The sequence below is a fragment of the Bacillus paramycoides genome (assembly GCF_001884235.1).
Taxonomy (GTDB): Bacteria; Bacillota; Bacilli; order Bacillales; family Bacillaceae_G; genus Bacillus_A; species Bacillus_A paramycoides.
Genome location: NZ_MAOI01000107.1, coordinates 1 through 20,832 on the forward strand (window position 1 = coordinate 1; position 20,832 = coordinate 20,832).

Here is a 20,832-nt window from a genome sequence, read left to right on the forward strand (position 1 = left end):
GTGCCAGTAGTTCCGGTAGCTCCAGTAGTGCCAGTGGTCCCGGTAGCTCCAGTCGGTCCAGTAGCCCCAGTAGTTCCGGTAGCCCCAGTAGTTCCGGTAGTGCCAGTAGTTCCGGTAGTGCCAGTATCGCCAGTTAGTCCAGTGACGCCGGTAGTGCCAGTCGGCCCGGAGTTCCCAGTGATACTGGTCGGTCCAGTAGGAAAAGTAAATGGTGGAATTGGCGGTAATGTAGGTCCTATGAGATTAGGATCAAATGCACTGGCGGATAAAGATTCATCCGGATTTAAACCATCTGAATAAGTATGATTGGACATAAAGTCACCTCCATAAATCTCTCATTATATAGTAGGTGGGAATTAGTGAGAAAATACCATCGACATTAGAAGGATTGAAAAGAAATCTCGAATATATTGAATAATATAAAAAAAGGGGAAGTTTTTTGTATATATAACATATGATTGAGTGGGGAGCGGGTGATTATATTGAACAAGCATGAAATTACAATTAGCTTATGTATGATTGTTCGTGATGAAGGATGAAAGGGATTATTTTAGCAGGCGGGACAGGGTCGAGACTATATCCAATAACGAAAGTAACGAATAAACATTTACTTCCCGTTGGGCGATATCCGATGATTTATCATGCGGTATATAAGCTGAAGCAATGTGAAATTACAGATATTATGATTATTACAGGTAAAGAGCATATGGGAGATGTTGTTAGCTTTCTAGGAAGTGGTCAAGAATTTGGCGTGTCCTTTACGTATCGTGTGCAAGATGAGGCGGGCGGGATTGCACAGGCGTTAGGGCTTTGTGAGGGCTTCGTCGGGAATGATCGCATGGTAGTTATATTAGGAGATAATATCTTTTCAGATGATATTCGTCCATATGTTGAAGAGTTTACAAGTCAAAAAGAAGGTGCGAAAGTGCTGCTTCAATCTGTAGAAGATCCCGAACGATTTGGCGTAGCGCATATTCAAGGGCGGAAAATAATTGAAATTGAAGAAAAGCCGAAGGAGCCGAAAAGTTCTTATGCTGTGACGGGAATTTATTTGTATGATTCGAAAGTCTTTTCTTATATAAAAGAATTAAAACCTTCCGCAAGAGGGGAACTTGAAATTACAGATATAAATAATTGGTATTTAAAACGAGGGGTACTTACTTATAATGAAATGAGCGGTTGGTGGACTGATGCGGGAACTTATGCATCTCTTCAAAGAGCGAATACGTTAGCGCGAGATATAAACTTTGGGAAACAGTTTAATGGAAAATAGGTGAAAATATGAAAGTTGTAGAAACAAATTTTACCGATGCGAAATTGTTAGAACCGAGGTTATTTGAAGACGAGCGAGGTTTTTTTACAGAAAGTTATAATAAGAAAATACTAGAAACGTTAGAGATTACGTATTCATTTGTACAGGATAATGTATCTTATTCAGCTAGGTCGGGAACGATTCGTGGGTTACACTTTCAAAAAGATCCGAAAGCACAAACGAAGCTTATTCAAGTTATGCAAGGTGCAATATATGATGTTATCGTTGATTTGCGAAAAGAATCACCAACTTTTAAACAGTGGAGAGGGTATATTTTAAGTGCGGATAATCATAGGCAATTATTAGTGCCAAAAGGATTTGCTCATGGTTTTTGTACGCTTGTACCTCATACAATTGTTATGTATAAAGTAGATGAGTATTATAGTGCTGATCACGATTCAGGTTTGCTTTGGGAAGATAAAGAATTAGCAATTCCATGGCCGGTAACAAATCCTATCTTGTCTGATAAGGATCGAATATTACCATTACTCCAGGAATATGAAGATAGTTTTTAAGTAGGAGAGTTGTTTATGAATATATTAGTAACAGGTGGAGCGGGATTTATTGGAAGTAATTTCATACATTATATGTTAAAAAAATATGAAACATATAAAATTATTAATTATGATGCATTAACATATAGCGGGAATTTAAATAATGTAAAGTCTATTCAAGATAATCCTAACTACTCATTCGTAAAAGGGGAAATTCAAAATGGAGAGATGCTAGAGCATGTTATTCATGAATGTGACGCGCAAGTAATTGTAAATTTCGCGGCTGAATCACATGTGGATCGTAGTATTGAAAACCCAATCCCTTTTTATGATACGAATGTAATAGGTACAGTTACGTTATTGGAGTTAGTGAAAAAATATCCACATATTAAACTCGTGCAAGTATCAACAGATGAAGTATACGGTTCTTTAGGGAGAACGGGGAAATTTACAGAGGAAACCCCATTAGCGCCAAATAGTCCATATTCTTCAAGTAAGGCGAGCGCGGATATGATAGCCTTATCTTATTATAAAACATACCAATTACCAGTTATTGTGACGCGTTGTTCTAATAATTATGGACCGTATCAATATCCTGAGAAGTTAATACCGTTAATGGTTACGAATGCACTTGAAGGAAAGAAACTACCTTTATATGGTGATGGATTAAATGTAAGGGATTGGCTGCATGTAATGGATCATTGTAGTGCAATTGACACCGTCTTGCATAAGGGACGTGTAGGAGAGGTATATAATATTGGTGGAAATAATGAAAAGACAAATGTAGATGTTGTGGAACAAATTATAGAACTTTTAGGAAAAACAAAAAAAGATATTGAATTTGTAACAGATCGTTTAGGTCACGATCGTCGTTATGCGATTGAGGCACATAAAATGAAGAATGAGTTTGATTGGGAACCGAAGTATACATTCGAGCAAGGATTAAAAGAAACAGTGGAATGGTATGAAAACAATACGGAATGGTGGAAACCACTAAAAGAAAAGTAAGGGGCATGTAGATGAAAGAACGGATTATCATAACGGGAGCTAACGGTCAATTGGGGAAGCAACTACAAGAAGAGTTGAATTCTGAGGAATATGACATGTATCCATTTGATAAGAAGTCACTTGATGTAACAAATATATCTCAAATTGAGCAAGTCGTACAAGAAATAAGGCCGCATACAATTATTCATTGCGCAGCGTATACGAAGGTAGATGCTGCTGAGAAAGAACAGAATCTTGCGTACTTAATAAATGCGATTGGAGCTCGGAATGTAGCAGTTGCTTCACAATTAGTAGGGGCTAAATTAGTTTACATCAGTACCGATTATGTATTTCCAGGTAATAGGCCGAACGGATATCATGAATTTCATAATCCAGCACCGATAAATATATACGGATATTCTAAGCTTGCAGGAGAACAGTTTGTAAAAGAGTTACATAATAAATATTTCATAGTTCGTACATCGTGGCTGTATGGAAAATATGGAAATAATTTTGTGAAAACGATGCTGCGCTTAGGAAAAGAGAAAGAAAACATATCTGTTGTAGCTGATCAAGTTGGTTCTCCTACGTACGTGGCGGATTTAATTACTGTGATTAACAAGCTCATTCATACGTCCTTATACGGTACATATCACGTATCAAATCTCGGTTCGTGTTCTTGGTTTGAATTTGCTCAAAAAATATTTTCGCACACAAAAATGAGAGTGAATGTGTTACCTGTGTCGACTGAGGAATTTGGATCGGTGGCAGCGAGACCGAAATATTCGATCTTTCAGCATAAAATGCTACAATTAAATGTTTTTTTACAAATGCCTTCTTGGGAAGAAGGATTAGAACGGTTTTTTATAGAAACAAAAAGTCATTAACAAATGTATGTTAATGACTTTTTTGTTTGCCTTTAAGAGGTTTTATGGTACTATAATTATAGTATCAGGTACTAATAACAAGTATAAGTATTTCTGGGAGGATATATCATGGAACTATTACAAGGGAAAACATTTGTTGTTATGGGCGTTGCGAACCAAAGAAGTATTGCATGGGGAATTGCTCGCTCTTTGCATAATGCAGGTGCAAAATTAATATTCACATATGCAGGAGAGCGTTTAGAAAGAAACGTTCGTGAATTAGCGGAAACATTAGAAGGGCAAGAATCACTTGTATTACCTTGTGATGTAACGAATGATGAGGAACTTACAGCTTGCTTTGAAACTATTAAGCAAGAAGTTGGTACAATTCACGGTGTTGCACACTGTATTGCTTTTGCAAATCGTGATGATTTAAAAGGTGAATTTGTAGATACTTCTCGCGATGGATTTTTACTTGCACAAAATATTAGTGCATTCTCTTTAACAGCTGTAGCAAGAGAAGCGAAGAAAGTGATGACAGAAGGCGGAAATATTTTAACTTTAACATACCTTGGCGGCGAACGCGTTGTGAAAAACTATAACGTTATGGGTGTTGCGAAAGCTTCATTAGAAGCTAGTGTAAAATATTTAGCGAACGATTTAGGACAACACGGCATTCGCGTCAACGCTATTTCTGCAGGACCAATTCGTACGTTATCTGCGAAAGGTGTAGGTGACTTTAACTCAATCTTAAAAGAAATTGAGGAGCGCGCACCACTTCGTCGCACAACAACTCCAGAAGAAGTGGGAGATACAGCAGTATTCTTATTCAGTGATTTAGCACGCGGAGTAACAGGTGAAAACATTCATGTTGATTCAGGATATCATATTCTAGGATAAATATAATATTGATTATAGTTTTTTAAAAAGGACAGTCTCTAAATATTGAGACTGTCCTTTTTAATTGTCCTAGGAAAGAACGATTTTTAACGAAAGTTCTTGCATTGTTATGAATATAACTATAATAGTACACGATTTATCCAGCTATGTATGGAAGTGGGAGGGACGAGTGTGAAGAATAAAAATAAAAGTTCAACAGTTGGAAAACCGTTGTTATATATTGCACAAGTAAATTTAGAACTTGCTGCACCGAAAATAAAAAGAATTATTCTTACAAACTTTAAAAATGATGGTAGGCGTGAGCAGCTCGATAGAGATCAAAGTATTGTCAGTAGTGCGATGGAAGAGACGGTAGAAGAAAAGCTTGAGCAAGAGGGGCATCAAGTAGAAGAAGAGGAAAAAAAAGAAGAAGAAGAGCAGGTGAGGACAGTCCCGCACAATAAATCGTTTAAGGCTATGAGCAATAAAGAAAAAATTAACTTCTTATTAAACCGCCCTCATTACATTCCGAAAGTAAGATGCAGAATAAAAACAGCAACGATATCATATGTAGGGTCGATTATATCGTACCAAAATGGAGTCGTATCAATTATGCCATCAAATAGTATGAGAGACATTAAGTTACCTATAAAAGAAATAAAATCGATTGATATGGCCGGTTTATAAATATGTAAAGGTGGTAGAAAGACTCTACCTCCCCCCCAATAGTTTTTTAGTTTACTTATTAAATAGAAACGTCGCTTAAGCACTGAATAGCACAGAAACAGCTTAAATCAACAGTAATACAAGTAGGTGTTGATTTTAACTTTGCATTTGGTACATTTAAAAACGTACAAATTGGATCATCATCAGCTGGTACAGGGGAGCCATTACCTAATACTACAACTAATACGCGTAGCACAGCGCAGCTACCGTCATCTACGCTCTCAACACGGAAAACTGCAGACGTACAGTGCTTAGCTTCTCCTACTGCTACTGGTGCAAATGCTTTAAAAGGTTCTCCATCTTTTGTGTATAAAATAAAAGGACGTGTATTCGCTACTGATGCAGTGTTATGTGCTCCTAAAAATGGAATTTCACAACCAGATCCACACGTTGTAGTAGAACAATCTTGTAGTTCATTGATGAATTTTACGACGTCAACTACGCAGTGAGAAGAGCCATGGTGTTTATTTTCGTTACAGCTCATTAATGTCACTCCTTATCTTCTTGTTTGTATTTACATTAATAAGATATTGGAGTAGGAGAGATTTGGTCACAGTCTCAAGACCTTTTTTTTAAATAGGCTAAAGAAGATAGGGAAGGTGGAAGTATGTTAGTTACAAGCTGGCTTTTATTTTTTATTTTCGCGCTAGCGGCTTTTAGGTTAACTCGTCTCATTGTGTATGATAAAATTACAGCTTTTTTGCGAAGACCGTTTATTGAGGAGTTAGAGATTACGGAACCAGATGGAAGTGTATCGACTTTTACAAAGGTGAAAGGGAAAGGATTAAGAAAGTGGATTGGAGAATTATTAAGCTGCTATTGGTGTACAGGTGTGTGGGTCAGTGCTTTTTTATTAGTTTTATATAAATGGATTCCTATTGTTGCAGAGCCTGTACTAGCATTATTAGCCATTGCAGGTGCAGCGGCGATCATTGAAACAATTACAGGATATTTTATGGGAGAATAATAAAATGAAACTGGGGATCATCCACACTAACTATTAGCCCTCACCAATCGGGATAAATCTTCATGATGCTAGTAAAAGCGGAGTTTAAGAGGATGAGGGAACGGAAATAAGGAGTTGTTCATATAGTAAATAGACAGAATTGATAGTAGAGGAGATGTTTGCTGTGAGTAATAATCCAAGTCAGAATTCATATGACCTACAGCAGTGGTATAATATACAGCAGCAACAGCAACAGCAACAGCAACAGCAACAGCAACAGCAACAAGCACAACAACAGGCATATCAAGAACAGTTACAGCAACAAGGATTTGTGAAGAAAAAGGGATGTAACTGTGGGAAAAGAAGAACATATTAAAATAATATGAAGAATGAAACACTCATGTTACTGTGAGTGTTTTTTATTATAAAAATAAAAAGCAGTATTTCGGTTAAGAAATACCGCTTTTTACTAACCGATTTGTACAACTGTTAATGCTGCAGCACGAACATCTACACTACCGAATAATTCGACTGGTACAATTTGAATGAAGTTGCTAGGGTTTAAGTTAATAAGGATAACACCGCTGGAGATATCTGCTTCACCAGTGCCAATAACGTTAGAGCGGACCGCAGTACTTGAGCCTGGAATAATATTGTGTGGTGTATCTAATGATAAGAAAAAACGATTAGCTTCAGGGATTGCATTGGAATTATCAAGGCTTATTGATAATTTATAACTGATTTGATAAATACCAGGTAGTTGAATTTTAATACCATCTCCTATACTTACCGTATCGTTTATTATCGGAACCGTAATGTTTGGATTGGGACTTGTGCTAGGTAATAGTAATGGTGTGAATAATGAAGCGAATTGAGGCGCAAAAGCATTAAAAGCAAAACCGAAGGCAGTTAGTGTACTAGCTGGTTTCGCCTCGCAATCAATTTTAGTAAATTCGCAATCAGAAGAGAATGTGTTTTTCACTCTTTTATCTGTTTCTACTCTCAGTTAATGTAGTGGACAAGTTCCAAATTTTATGAAAAATACATAATAATACCTTTTAAGCATGGATTGGGTGGCAGAGTTCTCTGCCACCCAATCCATACTTAAATCATTGTGTAGTTTTATATAGAAACATCGCGTAAGCATTGAATAGCGCAGAAGCAATTTAAATCGACAGTAAGACAAGAGGAGGTCGATTTTAATTTCGCATTTGGTACATTTAAAAACGTACAGATTGGATCATCATGAGCTGGTACAGGAGAGCCATCACATAATACAACAACTAATACGCGTAGCACAGCGCAGTCGTCATCATCTATGCTCTCAACGCGGAAAATCGAAGACGTACAGTGCTTAGAATTTCCTGATGGTGCAAATGCTTTGAATGGTTCTCCATCTTTTGTGTATAAAATAAAAGGACGCGTATTTGCAACTGCTGCGCTATTATGTGCTCCTAAAAATGGAATTTCGCACCCAGATCCGCATGTTGTGGTTGCACATTCTTGTAGTTCATGTATAAAACGAACGACATTAGATACACAGTTGAAATCAAAATTATGGTGATGATGATCTTCGTTACAATTGCAGCTCATTATGTTCACTCCTTATCGTGAGTTCTGACATACACTATTACAATATGAGTGGGATATGGTTGATATTACGTTAATTCTCAGGATAGAAACAGGGAATTTATATAGAGGGGATGTACATAACGTGATATGGAAAAAAGACATCCTTATTTTGTGGATGTCTTTTCAGGTAAATCTTTTCGCGTAGTATATAAAAAACGAGATATATCTAGTTTTTTTCCTCTGAAAAATTGCGGAGAGGAAATGTAAAGTTCTTCTTTTGCGCGTGTAATTGCGACATACAGTAATCGTCGTTCTTCTTCTAATGCTTCAGAAGTCTCAGTTACACGGTCATTTGCGTCTTTTAAAGAAGAAGTGTGAGGCAGAATGCCATCGCTTGCTCCGAGTAAAAAGACGCATGGGAATTCAAGGCCTTTCGCATTATGAATCGACATAAGCGATACGGCATCTTTTTGCGGCATTGTTTTTAATGCTTCCATTTCTTTTTGACCTTGAATTGCTTCATTAATAAATTGTAAATAAGCTGGAATATCCGTAAAGCGAGTGGCTGATTCCATTAATTCCTCTAGCATTTCTTCTTGTATGTCCTTATGCATCGTAAAGGAAGAACGATCATTACTTTGTAAGTACTCTAAATATTTTCCTTTACCATGAATAATTTCTTTCAATGCTTTTTTCGGTTCAAGTTCTTTTATAAATTTAATAAAATCGATTCGCTCATTTACTTTTTTTACTTGAAAAGGTTTTAAGCTTGGATTTAGTAATAGGAAATGAAGAAGAGAAGGGAAGCGGCCCTCACCATATTTCCATTGTTCACGTTCAATAAATGAAATGCACTCATCACGGCCAATATACATCGTTGGTAATATATTTGAAAGTGATTCGAGGCGGAACGGTTCCAGCACCAATCGTAAATGATCTAATACGGGCCTAATTAAAGAATGCTCGTAGAACGATTGGCTCGCCCCATGTTTTATAAATGGAATTTTATGAATTGTAAGCTGATCGAGTAAAGAACGACTTACAGAATGTGTACGATATAATAAACAAAAATCTTTATAGTTTCGTTCACCGCTATCTACTTTTTCTTGAATGAGTTGCAAAATTTGGTTTGCTTCATCAAGAGTCGTAGCGGGTCTTGCGTAAAATGGTTGTACACCTTCTTCACGAACAGAATACAGCTCTTTATCAAAGCGTTCTTGATTTAATTTAATGACTTCATTCCCAAGTCCAACGATAAATGGATTGGAGCGATAGTTCGTATTAAGGGCGATAATCGTTGTGTTATCAAATTCTTTCGGAAAAGATAAAATGATCTGGTGGCTTGCTCCTCGCCATCCGTATATCGCCTGATCGTCATCACCTGCGATAAACAAATTATTTCTTGGTGAAGCTAACAATTTTACAATTTCATATTGTGCATACGATGTATCTTGAAACTCGTCTACTTCAATGTAATGAAAACGCTCTTGTAATTGCGTAAGCAGGGGAGCATTATTTTCTAACATATAATATGTTTCTAATAAGATGTCGTCAAAATCGATATAATTGTATCGTTGTTTTACCTCTTCAAAACGTTCATATACTTCTTTGAATTCTTGTTCAACCGGTGTTTTCGCTTGTACATCTTTCGGACGATTCAATTTGTTTTTCTCAAGTGAGATCATAGCGAGTATCGTTTCAGCATCATAATCGTCTTTTAAGCGCAATTCTTTCAAAATTTTCTTTATCATAATTTGTTTATGTTTTTCATTTGCTAAAATTTGCTGATTATATCCTTGACTACGAAGCAATTTTAAAAAGACAGAGTGGAATGTACCAGCAACGACATAGCTACTTGCGGCATGATTCATACCAGGCAAATTCGCTACACGGCTTCGAATTTCTTCAGCTGCTTTTTGTGTAAACGTCAGTAGCAAAATATTTCGTGGATGAACATGTTTTACATTAACTAAATAACCAACGCGAGTTGTTAAAACAGATGTTTTACCACTTCCAGCACCAGCTAGTGTAAGGACAGGTCCTTCTGTCGTTTGCACTGCTTCTAACTGTTTCTCATTTAAATAAACACCTTGCTGTTCTAAAGCGCGGAAATACGCCGCATCTGCATCTTCTTCCATAATTAAATGGGTAGATGTTTTCGGAATATGATACGTCGCTTGCGGAATGCCAGCGTGTGTTAACGATTTTTGTGAAAATTTTTCTTGTGTCATATATTCACCTTCAAAACTATAGCATCAACATTTAACTTTAGCGGAAGAAAAAGAAAATAGCAATGTAAAAAACAGGAGGGGGTACCTCCTGCTACAAAATTATAATTCTTTTATCATCACGATGTGCGGGATATTTGCTTCCATAAATACATCAGAAGTCGTCACGTATCCGAGTTTTTTATAGAAAACTTCAGCATGTGTTTGCGCATGGAGTTTCAATTTTGGTAGAGACTCTTCCTTTGCGTGCGCTTCAAGTACATCCATAATGATTTTACCAATTCCTTTTTTGCGATGGGAAGCTAGTACGCAAATGCGTTCCATTTTTCCAACTCCATCAACAATGCGAAAGCGACCCGCACCGATTGGAATGTCATTGTCATATACAACAACGTGCGCCGAAGTATCTTCGAATTCATCGTATTCTTCTTCTGACGATACACGCTGTTCTTCTACAAAAACTTGTTTACGTACAGAGAATGCATCACTTAGCTGCTCGTCTGTTTGTACGATTTGTGCGTGCAAATTAGTTGTTCCCCTTTCCAAGGTGGAATGTTTCATGTACAGTCCAAGTTCCGTTTTCTAATTGATATAGAAGGTGGAAACGATCGATTGGTTGCTCATAATAGAAATCTTTCATACGTAATCGACCTAATACATCAGCGTGCTCTGCATCTGATAAGCTTTGACCGATTGTTAAATGCGGTACGAAAGCGTACTCGCGTTCATGTGTAAAGAATCCATTATGCATTTCTTCATTTAAGAAAGTAAGTTCAGGTGTTTTTTCTACTTTAAAATAAAGAACATTATTAACAGGTGCGAATGAACCAACTTTTCCAACATGAAGGGTAAATGGATTCGTTTTGTTTGCGATTGTATGTAACTCATCTACAATCGATTCTAATTGCTCATCTTGCGTCTCAAAGGGTGTTTTCAATGTAATGTGTGGCGGAACTAATGCGTAATGCGGATCATAACGTTTACGCAATCCGTTCGCTTTATCTTGAATCATTTTTGATGGAAAAATTACAATGCCTAATTTCATGTTCCAATTCCTCCCTTTGCAAGTCTAGTTAGATTTTGAGAATAAATCTCTTTATCTATTATATCAAATTATTCTGAATACTGCTCTCTATTATTTCATTGATAGAATATGAGAAAATGCTTTCGGTAAATCTGCTTGCCAATACTTCCAAGTGTGATTACCTTCAAACTCTTCGTAATGCGTGATGAAATTTCTATCTGAAAGAAGTTTATTTAACTCGCGATTCGGTTCTACGAAATCAGATGTTTGTCCATCTGTACGTTTTACATTTGTTTCTTCTGTACCGATGACATGATAAATTTCTAGTGCTTGTGGGTCTTTGAAATCTTTCGCTAAGTTAAGAACTGTGTCATCAACAAATGGTGATTGCATAACGACCTTACCGAATGTATGCGGATACATAAGCGCAGTCATAAAGGAAACGGTACCGCCAAGAGAATCTCCAATTAAAACGCGGCCTTTACCCATTTGATACGTTGGATAATTTGCATCAATATATGGAGCAAGCTCATGAGCAAGGAAACGAATGTAAGCAGCATTCTTTACATCGTTCGGGAAATACTTCTCCTTACGATCGTGTACATTTTTATATGGAATACCGACAATAATTGTGCGGTCAATTTCTTCAGTTTCACGAAGACGCTCAATTACACGGTGCGCTTTACCAAGTTGAAAATAATCTCTACCATCTTGCGCAATAACAACCGTATGTTTATGGAGAGGTGTATAATTTACTGGTAAATAAACAAGAAGTGTAAGTTCCTCTTGAAGTGATGTACTAAAAAATGAAATTTCTTCAATTCTCCCTATTGTTTGATTCATGTATATCCCCCTAAATAAAAATTTACTGTAATGATTGTAAGAGCGACGCTTGTAGTGAAAAGGAAAGAAATATTCACTAATAGGTGCTTTCATTTCTATTTTACCATAATGGTACGAAGAATCTAAAAATTTGTATTTAAGTTATGAAAGAAAACGGATATAATGAAGTGGGATTTTTTACAGGTGAGAGGGGAGACAGGATTTGAAACAAGAAAGGTCAATCGCACTACCATTAGCAATTTCCATTATAGCCATTTCATTCGCAGCAGTTTTTGTAAAGATGTCCTCAGCACCATCTTCCATTTTAAGTATGTATCGTTTATGGATTATTGTACTCATTATGCTGCCTATCGTTTGGAAAAAACGGGAAGAGTTTAGTAAGATTCAAATAAAAGATTGGGGATTTTTAATTGGATCTGGATTCTTTTTAGCGCTACATTTTCTTTTATGGTTTGAGTCTTTAAAGCATACAACAGTTGCTAGTTCGACAATTATTTTAGCACTTCAACCGATCGTGTCTTTAGTTGGAGGTTTTTTTCTGTTTAAAGAAAGAACAACCTATTCAGCAATTGCGACGATGGGTATCGCTATATTAGGTGTAATGTGTATTGGCTGGGGAGATTTAGGTTTAAGTAAACAAGCAATTTATGGAGATATATTATCCTTTTTAAGTGTAATAGCGGTTGTCGGTTATTTATTTATCGGACAAACGACAGTAAAGAAAGTATCGCATTGGATTTATAGCTTTACAGTTTTTGCATTCGCAGGTATTTTCATGGGAATTTATAATGCCATACTGCAAGTGCCTTTTACAGGTTATACGAAGTGGGACTGGACTATTTTTCTTTTACTTGCGATTGTACCAACAGTGTCACACGTAATTAATAACTGGCTATTAAACTACGTAAATGCAACAACAATTTCAATGAGTATTTTAGGAGAACCAGTTGGGGCATCTATACTAGCGTTCTTCTTACTTGGAGAAAAATTAAACGCAATGCAAATTATCGGCAGCATGCTCGTATTGTTTGGTGTATCTGTTTTCTTACTACAGCAACAAAAACGAACATCAAAAAATGTGGTAAACGAGCAGGTGTATACACAGGAACTATAACGAATTTATTGTAATATGAGAAAAGAGAGGTTATTGGTAACTTCTCTTTTTTGTTCTATGCTGAAAATAAAAGAGATTATATAGTGGAGTTAAATCATACGTTTCTCATACAAAGGGAAGGGGAAGCAAAGATGAAAGAAATTTTAATAAAATACATGACAAATCTTACAACATTAAGTGAAGAACAACAGCGCATGATCGTGGAAGAGTTACAAATTGAAGAATATAAAAAAGGAACAGTGCTCTTAAGACAAGGAGATGTTCCGTCTAAATGTTATTTTGTATTAAAAGGATGCATTAGGCAACATTGTATAGATGAATCTGGAAAAGAAGTTACATCAAATTTTTATACAGAAGAACAAGCGATCTCAAATTTTAACCATCATAAACAAGATAAATCATCCCCACATACGTTAACGTGTTTAGAAGACTGTATAGTAGTCGTGGGTGACCTTAATAATGAAAAGGACATGTATAATAAATATTCACAGTTAGAAGAAATGACACGCAAAATGATTGAATACAATTTTGGTGAAATACAAGAAGAGCTTATATTATTTATTGCATCGACACCAGAAGAACGCTACAAATCATTATTACAAAAACGACCTCATTTAATCGATCGTGTTCCTCAATATCAATTGGCAAGTTACCTTGGTATTACGCCAGAATCGTTAAGCAGAATAAAGAAAAGACTTAAGTAATAGATTTTCTGCCACCTTTTAGAAGTAGCCATATGCTAAGTCCTAATTCACCTGCAATCATAGGCAATTGGAATAAAACTTTAGTAAACGAAATGATTGCATCATATTGCGAAAACATCGTATTCATTACGTTAATGACGATATAACCGATTGCAGCAATGAGCAGTAATACACTAATAGTTTTCGGTATTCTTTTAGATTGAAAGGTTACATATCCTAACGTGAGAAGGTGTAAGCCGAAAATGATTAATCCAACAGACCAAATGTATTCAAAAGCTTCTAGAAATAACATTATATATGCTTCTGGATTAGCGACTGTACTTTTAGAAAGAAGTAATGCAGATGTTAAATTGAATATAGCAATTCCAAGTAGTACTGTATACATAAGACGAAGCCAGGCAGTTAGTAATGAGAGACTAGCGTGGATAGGCTTTAGAAAGAAATAAAGAGCCCATGCGACGATAATATCAGTAATAAAAATGATAATCCATCCAAAGATTTCCGCTTTGAAAAGTGAATTTGAATTTTGAATATTATGGAGTGTCGTGCTCGCATCTCCTTGTACAACGAGATTTGCGTGAACAAAACCGTAAGAAAAAAATGCAATGAATGTCATAGCAAGAAGAGAAGTACCAGCAAATAAGGCATACTTTCGTTCAGTCATAATACGTCCTCCTATTTTAATGTTGCTTTCATTGTAATAGGAAAGAGAAGGGGGTTCATTGACTTAAATCAAGAGAGGAGAAGTTTAGTGGAATTTCCATCAAAAAAAAGACGCATGGTTATATCCAATTTTTCTAGTTGTTATTGGTGCATGCATTGCTCCAATCTTTGCAGGGAGAGAATATTTTCTTATGTTTTTTACAATTCCGTTAGCTATGGTACTTACTTGGAGCTGGTTTACGACAAAGTATATTGTGGAGGAAGAAGTAATCATTATTAAATCAGGACCTATTAAGAAGCAGATTTTTATAAAAGATATAAAGAAAATTTCTAATACGAAAAATCCGTTAGCAGCCTATGCACTATCATTTGATCGATTAGAAATTCTATACGGATCATATGAAACAGAACTTATTTCTCCAAGAAATAAAGAAGAATTTAATTCGTTGTTAAAAAGAAAAAATCCTCAAATAGAAATAAAGTAAGAGAGTGGCTTCGTATCCACTCTCTTTATTTTACTTTGGATTTGTTATATAAGATTGTACGTGAACGATACATAATTCACGGAATTTTCCTTCGGCAGTTGTGACAATAACAACTGCTCTTCCCGCACTTTTTCCTGTAATTGTTACAGTCCCACCTTTTGGATATATGGTGATGACGTCGGAATTCATATTTGTCCATATAAGCTCTTTATTCGTTGCCTGCATTGGTAAAACGGAAGCTGATAAATCAGCGCTTTGTCCCATTTTTATTTTCAGCTTATTTTTTTGTATATGAATACCAATTACAGATATAACAGAAGGAGCAATTGAAATTTTAGGTGGATTTGGTTGTATGTTTAAGCAAGAAGCAGAAGTATTTGTGATAGGTGAAAATTTTCTTATATGTTGTCGCTGTAAAGATGCTAACATTTTGGAGTCCCCTTTCTGTATAAGTGTCGATATTAATAATATAAAGGAAGAATGTTATAGTAAATTTAACGAAACATAAAGAAATTGTTAAATTCGAGAAGAAAACTGTCTATAATAAAAAATAACCTCCGCTTGTATATTAAAAGCGGAGGTTATTTTTATAGGCTATGTTGTTTTTCAAAATCCTCAAATTGCTCTTCAACTTCTTTTGAAGGTTGTGTTAGTAAACTAACAATTACGATTACTAGTAAACTAATAGTGAAACCAGGAATCATTTCATATAAGAAGTCTTTTAAGAATTTAAATTGTGTCCATATAATAACAGTCGCGGCACCAGAAATCATACCAGCAAGCGCGCCCCATTTCGTCATACGTTTCCAATATAAGCTTAATAAAATAGCAGGTCCGAATGAAGAACCAAATCCAGCCCAAGCGTATCCGACAAGAGCTAAAATCGTATCATTTTGTTTAAACGCTAATGCGCACCCAACTAAGGCGATAACAAGTACAGCCATACGACCGACAAATACAAGCTCTTTATCAGAAGCAGAACGTTTAAAGAATGTACGATATAAATCTTCTGTTATAGCACTAGAAGTAACGAGCAACTGAGATGAGATTGTACTCATAATAGCTGCTAAAATAGCTGCTAATAAAAATCCAGTAATAAGTGGATGGAATAAAATTTTTCCAAGTTCAAGGAAAATTGTCTCTGGGTTAGATAATGTTAACCCTTGTTGTGAATAGTAAGCAATACCGATAAGACCAGTAAACATAGCTCCGACAACAGAGAAAATCATCCAGCTCATACCAATTCTTCGTGCGCTTTTAATTTCTTTTACAGACGAAATTGCCATAAAGCGTACGATAATATGAGGTTGTCCAACATAACCAAGACCCCATGCGAATAAAGAAATAATTCCTAAAGTAGAGGCACCTTTAAAAATATCTAAACGTGTTGGATCTACAGATCGAATTGTATCAAATGCAGGTCCAAGTCCGTTCGAATTCATAATTGTTACGATTGGAACAAGAATAAGAGCAATTACCATAATGATTCCTTGCACGAAGTCTGTCCAACTTACTGCTAAGAAACCACCAAATAGTGTGTAAGCTACAACAACGCCTGCAACAATGAATAATCCAACATGATAGTTCATACCAAATGAATTTTCAAATAATACAGCGCCTGAAACTAATCCTGAAGCTACATAGAAAGTAAAGAAAATCATAATAACAAGTCCGGATACTAAGCGTAGCATGTGAGATTTGTCGTGGAAACGGTGTTCCAAAAATTCTGGGATAGTAATAGAGTTGTTTGCCATTTCAGAGTAGGTACGTAAGCGAGGAGCGACATAAAGCCAGTTTGCGTATGCGCCTAGTGTTAGGCCGATCGCAATCCAACTACTACTTAATCCAACGCTAAACATTGCACCGGGTAATCCCATTAAAAGCCAACCACTCATATCGGATGCTCCAGCACTTAATGCTGTTACTGCGGGGCCTAGTGTACGCCCGCCAAGCATATAATCTGTTAAGTTGGACGTTCGTTTATAGGCGAAATAGCCGATTACTAACATCCCGAGCATGTAAATAGAGATAGAAGTTAAAGTTAACATCTGCGTACTCATGTAGTTCCCCTTCCTTTTGTCATGTCTTTTGATGCATTTTGCATATGTATAATCTATCATGATTATTCAGAAAAATCCATGTGAAAATATGAATTTTCTGAAATGTAAGCGTTTTTTGACAATGATTCACTTTTGTAATATATAATTTTCTGACAAAAAACCTTAATTTTAATAGAGTATTTATTATATTTACATAAAAACAGGTTGTTTTGTCAATATAATATTGAATGAAGAAAAAATATTTTTTTTGAAAAAAGTATTGACTTATTTGAAAAACGAGGAATATAATGAGTGCAACTTAAAAAAATGCAAGCGTTGATGAAGAAGAGTACACATGATGAACATGTCAGAGAGCTGATGGTTGGTGCGAATCAGTATGGAATTGATGTGGAATGGGCTTCGGAGCTTCCAAACCGAAACGAAAGAAGTAGGCTTTGGCGACATGATCTCATCGATACAAGAGACACGTATTGTTTTTGATACGGTAAAGTGCGTTACATTCGTAACGAATTAAGGTGGCACCACGGGAGTACCCGTCCTTTCTATAGGATGAGTACTCCCTTTTTGTGTATAAAAAATTGTTGAAAGCCTTATAAAAATTAAATATGTTAAATCGTTTAAGTAAGAAGAGTACGTATAATGGAGACGTTACAGAGAGCCGGGGATAGGTGGGAGCCCGGTGCGGTGCCATATACGGAATGGGCTTACGAGAGGTATGCTGAACAATTGTTTTCAGTAGGCAACCCGGGTTCCGCCGTTACAAGGATAAGGTATATATTTTGTACCTGAATAAAGCGGGATGCTTTTGCATCCAACATGAGGTGGTACCACGGTAAATTTATCGTCCTCTACATATTTCGATATGTAGGGGACTTTTTTATTTTTCAGAGTGAGGTGAAAGGCATGATGACAAAAGAGGAATTTTTGAAGGAAAAAGAACTAGGAAAACCATTTTTAATAATTGCTGAAGAAGAAGGAGATAGCATTACGCCAATTTCTTTATATAGACGTTTGAAAGGGAAGAACAAGTTTTTATTAGAAAGTTCACAGCTTCATCAAGATAAAGGACGCTACTCTTACTTAGGGTGTAATCCATATGGAGAAGTGAAAAGCGTTGGTACAGTCGTAGAAATAACGTTGAATGGTCAAACTGAAAAACTTCAAAAAAATGTATTACACGTATTAGAAGAAACGCTCGCACCAGAGCAAGTAGAGAGTCCATTCCCGTTTTGCGGAGGAGCGATTGGATATATCGGCTACGACGTAATTCGGCAGTATGAAAATATAGGAGAGGAATTAATTGACCCATTAAATATCCCAGAAGTACACGTACTACTGTATCGCGAGTCTATCGTTTACGATCATTTACGCCAAAAATTATCGTTTGTATATGTATACAAGAAAGACGATTCTAGCTCCTATGAAGAAGTCTATGAAAGATTACAAGTATACAAAGAGGAAGTACTAAGTGGAGAAGAGGCCGCGGTAAGTGAAGTGCTATCACCTTTATCATTTACTTCTTCAGTAACTGAAAAAGAATTTTGTGAAATGGTAGAAACAGCGAAAGAATACATTCGGGCCGGAGATATTTTTCAAGTTGTATTATCTCAGCGTTTGCGAAGTGAATGTAAAGGAGATCCATTTGCATTATACCGGAAACTTCGGATTGCGAATCCATCGCCATATATGTTCTATATCGATTTTCAAGATTACGTCGTTCTCGGTTCTTCACCAGAAAGTTTACTGTCAGTAAGAGACGATAAGGTGATGACAAATCCGATTGCTGGTACGAGGCCGAGAGGGAAAACGAAGAAGGAAGATGAGGAAATCGAAAAAGAACTGTTAGGAAATGAAAAAGAGCGAGCAGAGCATATGATGCTTGTAGACCTAGGCCGAAATGATATTGGCAGAGTAAGTGAAATTGGCTCTGTGACGATAGATAAATATATGAAAGTAGAGAAATACTCTCACGTTATGCACATCGTATCTGAAGTTTACGGAACATTGCGAAAACGAATGAGTGGATTTGATGCATTAGCGTATTGTTTACCAGCTGGCACAGTATCAGGTGCTCCGAAAATTAGAGCGATGGAAATCATCAATACATTAGAGCATGAAAAAAGAAATGTATACGCCGGAGCAGTTGGATATATTTCATTCTCAGGAAACCTTGATATGGCGCTAGCAATTCGAACGATGGTTGTGAAAGATGAGAAAGCGTACGTTCAGGCAGGAGCGGGCATCGTCTACGATTCAGACGCGATAGCTGAATATGAAGAAACATTAAATAAAGCGAGAGCGCTTTTGGAGGTAATGAAATGATTGTACTTATCGATAATTATGACTCATTCACATATAACTTGTATCAACTATTAGGCGAGTACGAGGAAGAAATTGTTGTCGTAAGAAATGATCAAATAACAATTGAACAATTAGAGGAGATGAAGCCGAAAGGAATTGTGCTCTCACCAGGACCTGGGAAACCAGAAGAAGCTGGGGTTTGTATCGAGATCATTCGTCACTTTTATAAGAACGTTCCCATCTTAGGTATTTGCCTCGGTCATCAAGCAATTATATCTGCATTTGGAGGAGAAATTGTTAGAGCAGAGCGCATTAAACACGGAAAAACATCGCGAGTGAAACATAACGGAACGTCAATCTTTTCATACGTTACGCAGCCGCTTACGGCAATGCGTTACCATTCACTCGTCGCAGCGCAAAATAGTTTGCCAAAATGCTTTGACGTATTAGCGACAGCGATGGATGACGGAGAAATAATGGCAGTTCGTCATAACTATTATCCGCTCTTCGGATTACAATTTCATCCGGAATCAATCGCAACAGAAGAAGGCGGGAAATTAATACGTGCCTTTTTAGCACAAGTGAAAGAGGAGGAAAGAGTATGAACAGTTATCTTCGAAAATTAGTAGAGGGACAGCATTTAACAGAAGAAGAAATGTATGAAGCAGGGCTCCTTTTATTAAGTGAAAACATATTAGAAAGCGAAATTGCTGCCTTTTTAGCACTGCTGAAAGCGAAAGGGGAAACAGCAGAAGAAATATACGGTCTCGTTCGTGCTCTTCGTGAAAAGGCATTGCCGTTTTCGAATCATATAAAAGGCGCGATGGATAATTGCGGTACAGGTGGTGACGGTGCGCAAACATTCAATATTAGTACAACATCGGCATTCGTACTTGCAGGAGCTGGCGTAAAGGTTGCGAAACACGGAAACCGTGCAGTTTCTAGTAAAACAGGAAGTGCTGATTTATTAGAAGAACTCGGTGTAAACATTAGCTGTACGCCTGGTGAGATTGATTACTTATTAGAAAATGTAGGAATTGCCTTCTTATTCGCACCAGCGATGCATCCAGCATTACGACGCATTATGAAAATAAGAAAAGAATTAAACGTTCCGACAATCTTTAACTTAATTGGACCGTTAACGAATCCAGTTAATTTAGAAACACAATTTGTCGGTATTTATAAACGAGATATGTTATTGCCCGTAGCAGAAGTATTACAGAAACTCGGACGAAAACAAGCGCTCGTTGTAAACGGAAGTGGATTTTTAGATGAAGCATCATTACAAGGCGAAAACTACGTCGCTATTTTAAAAGATAATGAAATAATTGAAACGAGTATTGCACCAGAGAACTACGGTTTTTCAAGAGTGAAAAATGAAGACATTAGAGGCGGGAATTCAAAAGAAAACGCAAAGATTACGCTCGGAGTATTAAGCGGAGAAAAAAGCGTATACCGCGATACCGTTTTATTAAATGCAGGGCTTGCTCTTTTCGCAAACGGAAAAGCAGAATCGATTGAAGAAGGAATTAAACTAGCGGCACATAGCATTGACTCTGGAAAAGCATTAGAAAAATTAAACTTATTAATTACAGCAAGTTATGAAAAATTAGAAAGGGTGAATTAAA

At 36.5% G+C, this 20,832-nt stretch carries 25 protein-coding genes and 2 other annotated features; of the genes, 14 read left to right on the forward strand and 11 right to left on the reverse strand.

The genetic code is table 11. From position 1 onward, the window contains the following. Window positions 1-314: exosporium leader peptide-containing protein (locus BAU28_RS22720; RefSeq protein ID WP_116500453.1), on the reverse strand; the 314-nt coding region annotated here is incomplete at its 3' end. A 221-nt stretch (window positions 315-535) separates the two neighbouring features. On the opposite strand from BAU28_RS22720, the gene BAU28_RS22725 reads away from it, so the two are divergent. The 6 genes from BAU28_RS22725 to BAU28_RS22750 all read left to right on the forward strand — a co-directional run bounded on the left by BAU28_RS22725 (window position 536) and on the right by BAU28_RS22750 (window position 5,225). Next, window positions 536-1,273 (forward strand): sugar phosphate nucleotidyltransferase, encoded by a 738-nt coding sequence (locus BAU28_RS22725; RefSeq protein ID WP_071720071.1) that lies wholly within the window; start codon window positions 536-538, stop codon window positions 1,271-1,273. Between the two features lie 8 nt (window positions 1,274-1,281). Next, window positions 1,282-1,827 carry a dTDP-4-dehydrorhamnose 3,5-epimerase gene (gene rfbC / locus BAU28_RS22730; protein ID WP_071720072.1) on the forward strand — a complete coding sequence of 182 codons (546 nt, stop codon included), beginning with the start codon at window positions 1,282-1,284 and terminating at the stop codon, window positions 1,825-1,827. Between the two features lie 15 nt (window positions 1,828-1,842). Continuing rightward, window positions 1,843-2,814 carry a dTDP-glucose 4,6-dehydratase gene (gene rfbB, locus BAU28_RS22735; RefSeq protein ID WP_071720073.1) on the forward strand — a complete coding sequence of 324 codons (972 nt, stop codon included), beginning with the start codon at window positions 1,843-1,845 and terminating at the stop codon, window positions 2,812-2,814. Window positions 2,815-2,825: 11 nt separating this feature from the next. Next, the gene (gene rfbD, locus BAU28_RS22740) at window positions 2,826-3,680 is read left to right on the forward strand and encodes a dTDP-4-dehydrorhamnose reductase (protein ID WP_071720074.1); all 855 of its coding nucleotides are present in this window, start codon (window positions 2,826-2,828) and stop codon (window positions 3,678-3,680) included. Between the two features lie 108 nt (window positions 3,681-3,788). Beyond that, entirely contained in the window at window positions 3,789-4,559 is a 771-nt protein-coding gene (gene fabI / locus BAU28_RS22745) for an enoyl-ACP reductase FabI (protein ID WP_025149155.1), read from the forward strand. A 150-nt stretch (window positions 4,560-4,709) separates the two neighbouring features. Then, window positions 4,710-5,225 (forward strand): CotO family spore coat protein, encoded by a 516-nt coding sequence (locus tag BAU28_RS22750; RefSeq protein ID WP_083594891.1) that lies wholly within the window; start codon window positions 4,710-4,712, stop codon window positions 5,223-5,225. A 58-nt stretch (window positions 5,226-5,283) separates the two neighbouring features. On the opposite strand, the gene BAU28_RS22755 is transcribed toward BAU28_RS22750, so the two are convergent. Next, window positions 5,284-5,748 (reverse strand): CotY/CotZ family spore coat protein, encoded by a 465-nt coding sequence (locus BAU28_RS22755; RefSeq protein ID WP_002170865.1) that lies wholly within the window; start codon window positions 5,746-5,748, stop codon window positions 5,284-5,286. Window positions 5,749-5,871: 123 nt separating this feature from the next. Between BAU28_RS22755 and BAU28_RS22760 the strand changes: the two genes are divergently transcribed. Next, entirely contained in the window at window positions 5,872-6,231 is a 360-nt protein-coding gene (locus tag BAU28_RS22760) for a DUF1360 domain-containing protein (protein WP_002170866.1), read from the forward strand. A gap of 154 nt (window positions 6,232-6,385) precedes the next feature. Then, window positions 6,386-6,586, forward strand: a complete 201-nt coding sequence (locus BAU28_RS22765; protein ID WP_116500455.1) for a cytochrome C oxidase subunit III — start codon at window positions 6,386-6,388, stop codon at window positions 6,584-6,586. 93 nt (window positions 6,587-6,679) lie between these two features. On the opposite strand, the gene exsF is transcribed toward BAU28_RS22765, so the two are convergent. The 6 genes from exsF to BAU28_RS22795 all read right to left on the reverse strand — a co-directional run bounded on the left by exsF (window position 6,680) and on the right by BAU28_RS22795 (window position 11,877). Next, on the reverse strand, window positions 6,680-7,192 hold the full coding sequence (exsF, locus tag BAU28_RS22770; protein ID WP_071720076.1) for an exosporium protein ExsF: 513 nt from the start codon (window positions 7,190-7,192) through the stop codon (window positions 6,680-6,682). A gap of 140 nt (window positions 7,193-7,332) precedes the next feature. Continuing rightward, window positions 7,333-7,803 carry a CotY/CotZ family spore coat protein gene (locus tag BAU28_RS22775; protein ID WP_002170869.1) on the reverse strand — a complete coding sequence of 157 codons (471 nt, stop codon included), beginning with the start codon at window positions 7,801-7,803 and terminating at the stop codon, window positions 7,333-7,335. A gap of 143 nt (window positions 7,804-7,946) precedes the next feature. After that, window positions 7,947-10,013 carry an ATP-dependent helicase gene (locus BAU28_RS22780; protein ID WP_002170870.1) on the reverse strand — a complete coding sequence of 689 codons (2,067 nt, stop codon included), beginning with the start codon at window positions 10,011-10,013 and terminating at the stop codon, window positions 7,947-7,949. A gap of 99 nt (window positions 10,014-10,112) precedes the next feature. After that, a complete protein-coding gene (locus tag BAU28_RS22785; protein ID WP_025149163.1) occupies window positions 10,113-10,535 on the reverse strand; it encodes a GNAT family N-acetyltransferase in 423 nt (140 codons plus the stop codon). A 1-nt stretch (window position 10,536) separates the two neighbouring features. Further along, on the reverse strand, window positions 10,537-11,055 hold the full coding sequence (locus BAU28_RS22790) for a YjcG family protein (protein WP_071720077.1): 519 nt from the start codon (window positions 11,053-11,055) through the stop codon (window positions 10,537-10,539). A gap of 90 nt (window positions 11,056-11,145) precedes the next feature. Continuing rightward, window positions 11,146-11,877, reverse strand: coding sequence for an alpha/beta hydrolase (locus tag BAU28_RS22795; RefSeq protein ID WP_071720078.1), 732 nt, complete (start codon window positions 11,875-11,877; stop codon window positions 11,146-11,148). Between the two features lie 202 nt (window positions 11,878-12,079). Between BAU28_RS22795 and BAU28_RS22800 the strand changes: the two genes are divergently transcribed. Together BAU28_RS22800 and BAU28_RS22805 are read left to right on the forward strand one after the other, a co-directional pair. After that, entirely contained in the window at window positions 12,080-12,991 is a 912-nt protein-coding gene (locus BAU28_RS22800) for a DMT family transporter (RefSeq protein WP_025149165.1), read from the forward strand. 131 nt (window positions 12,992-13,122) lie between these two features. Continuing rightward, window positions 13,123-13,695 carry a Crp/Fnr family transcriptional regulator gene (locus BAU28_RS22805; protein ID WP_071720079.1) on the forward strand — a complete coding sequence of 191 codons (573 nt, stop codon included), beginning with the start codon at window positions 13,123-13,125 and terminating at the stop codon, window positions 13,693-13,695. Here BAU28_RS22805 and BAU28_RS22810 read toward each other — a convergent pair. After that, window positions 13,688-14,359, reverse strand: coding sequence for a DUF4386 domain-containing protein (locus BAU28_RS22810; RefSeq protein ID WP_071720080.1), 672 nt, complete (start codon window positions 14,357-14,359; stop codon window positions 13,688-13,690). The two genes, BAU28_RS22805 and BAU28_RS22810, sit on opposite strands and share 8 nt — an antisense overlap. A 127-nt stretch (window positions 14,360-14,486) precedes the next feature. On the opposite strand from BAU28_RS22810, the gene BAU28_RS22815 reads away from it, so the two are divergent. Then, window positions 14,487-14,843, forward strand: coding sequence for a PH domain-containing protein (locus tag BAU28_RS22815; protein ID WP_071720081.1), 357 nt, complete (start codon window positions 14,487-14,489; stop codon window positions 14,841-14,843). 30 nt (window positions 14,844-14,873) lie between these two features. Here BAU28_RS22815 and BAU28_RS22820 read toward each other — a convergent pair whose 3' ends face one another. Together BAU28_RS22820 and putP are read right to left on the reverse strand one after the other, a co-directional pair. Then, entirely contained in the window at window positions 14,874-15,272 is a 399-nt protein-coding gene (locus tag BAU28_RS22820) for an Ig-like domain-containing protein (RefSeq protein ID WP_071720082.1), read from the reverse strand. Window positions 15,273-15,430: 158 nt separating this feature from the next. Then, on the reverse strand, window positions 15,431-16,903 hold the full coding sequence (putP, locus tag BAU28_RS22825; RefSeq protein ID WP_048369608.1) for a sodium/proline symporter PutP: 1,473 nt from the start codon (window positions 16,901-16,903) through the stop codon (window positions 15,431-15,433). Between the two features lie 306 nt (window positions 16,904-17,209). Next, window positions 17,210-17,447 (forward strand) — a binding site (T-box leader). Between the two features lie 63 nt (window positions 17,448-17,510). Continuing rightward, window positions 17,511-17,755, forward strand: a binding site (T-box leader). A 51-nt stretch (window positions 17,756-17,806) separates the two neighbouring features. Here putP and trpE point away from each other — a divergent pair. The 3 genes from trpE to trpD are packed head-to-tail and all read left to right on the forward strand — an operon-like array spanning window position 17,807 to window position 20,831. After that, window positions 17,807-19,225, forward strand: a complete 1,419-nt coding sequence (gene trpE / locus BAU28_RS22835; protein ID WP_071720083.1) for an anthranilate synthase component I — start codon at window positions 17,807-17,809, stop codon at window positions 19,223-19,225. Further along, window positions 19,222-19,809, forward strand: a complete 588-nt coding sequence (locus BAU28_RS22840; RefSeq protein ID WP_071720084.1) for an aminodeoxychorismate/anthranilate synthase component II — start codon at window positions 19,222-19,224, stop codon at window positions 19,807-19,809. Before trpE ends, BAU28_RS22840 begins: the two co-directional genes overlap by 4 nt. Further along, window positions 19,806-20,831, forward strand: coding sequence for an anthranilate phosphoribosyltransferase (gene trpD, locus BAU28_RS22845; protein WP_071720085.1), 1,026 nt, complete (start codon window positions 19,806-19,808; stop codon window positions 20,829-20,831). The genes BAU28_RS22840 and trpD overlap by 4 nt, the downstream gene beginning before the upstream one ends. The last annotated feature ends 1 nt before the right edge of the window (window position 20,832 follow it).

Bases quoted from the DNA above. Each gene is read 5' to 3' on its own strand.
- fabI (WP_025149155.1), top strand. From the start codon at position 3,789: ATGGAACTATTACAAGGGAAAACATTTGTTGTTATGGGCGTTGCGAAC.
- BAU28_RS22780 (WP_002170870.1), bottom strand. From the start codon at position 10,013: ATGACACAAGAAAAATTTTCACAAAAATCGTTAACACACGCTGGCATT.
- BAU28_RS22805 (WP_071720079.1), top strand. From the start codon at position 13,123: ATGAAAGAAATTTTAATAAAATACATGACAAATCTTACAACATTAAGT.
- BAU28_RS22795 (WP_071720078.1), bottom strand. From the start codon at position 11,877: ATGAATCAAACAATAGGGAGAATTGAAGAAATTTCATTTTTTAGTACA.
- putP (WP_048369608.1), bottom strand. From the start codon at position 16,903: ATGAGTACGCAGATGTTAACTTTAACTTCTATCTCTATTTACATGCTC.
- rfbD (WP_071720074.1), top strand. From the start codon at position 2,826: ATGAAAGAACGGATTATCATAACGGGAGCTAACGGTCAATTGGGGAAG.
- BAU28_RS22755 (WP_002170865.1), bottom strand. From the start codon at position 5,748: ATGAGCTGTAACGAAAATAAACACCATGGCTCTTCTCACTGCGTAGTT.
- trpE (WP_071720083.1), top strand. From the start codon at position 17,807: ATGATGACAAAAGAGGAATTTTTGAAGGAAAAAGAACTAGGAAAACCA.
- trpD (WP_071720085.1), top strand. From the start codon at position 19,806: ATGAACAGTTATCTTCGAAAATTAGTAGAGGGACAGCATTTAACAGAA.
- BAU28_RS22750 (WP_083594891.1), top strand. From the start codon at position 4,710: ATGGAAGTGGGAGGGACGAGTGTGAAGAATAAAAATAAAAGTTCAACA.
- rfbC (WP_071720072.1), top strand. From the start codon at position 1,282: ATGAAAGTTGTAGAAACAAATTTTACCGATGCGAAATTGTTAGAACCG.
- BAU28_RS22790 (WP_071720077.1), bottom strand. From the start codon at position 11,055: ATGAAATTAGGCATTGTAATTTTTCCATCAAAAATGATTCAAGATAAA.
- BAU28_RS22725 (WP_071720071.1), top strand. From the start codon at position 536: ATGAAAGGGATTATTTTAGCAGGCGGGACAGGGTCGAGACTATATCCA.
- BAU28_RS22810 (WP_071720080.1), bottom strand. From the start codon at position 14,359: ATGACTGAACGAAAGTATGCCTTATTTGCTGGTACTTCTCTTCTTGCT.
- BAU28_RS22760 (WP_002170866.1), top strand. From the start codon at position 5,872: ATGTTAGTTACAAGCTGGCTTTTATTTTTTATTTTCGCGCTAGCGGCT.
- BAU28_RS22775 (WP_002170869.1), bottom strand. From the start codon at position 7,803: ATGAGCTGCAATTGTAACGAAGATCATCATCACCATAATTTTGATTTC.
- BAU28_RS22840 (WP_071720084.1), top strand. From the start codon at position 19,222: ATGATTGTACTTATCGATAATTATGACTCATTCACATATAACTTGTAT.
- rfbB (WP_071720073.1), top strand. From the start codon at position 1,843: ATGAATATATTAGTAACAGGTGGAGCGGGATTTATTGGAAGTAATTTC.
- BAU28_RS22765 (WP_116500455.1), top strand. From the start codon at position 6,386: ATGTTTGCTGTGAGTAATAATCCAAGTCAGAATTCATATGACCTACAG.
- BAU28_RS22820 (WP_071720082.1), bottom strand. From the start codon at position 15,272: ATGTTAGCATCTTTACAGCGACAACATATAAGAAAATTTTCACCTATC.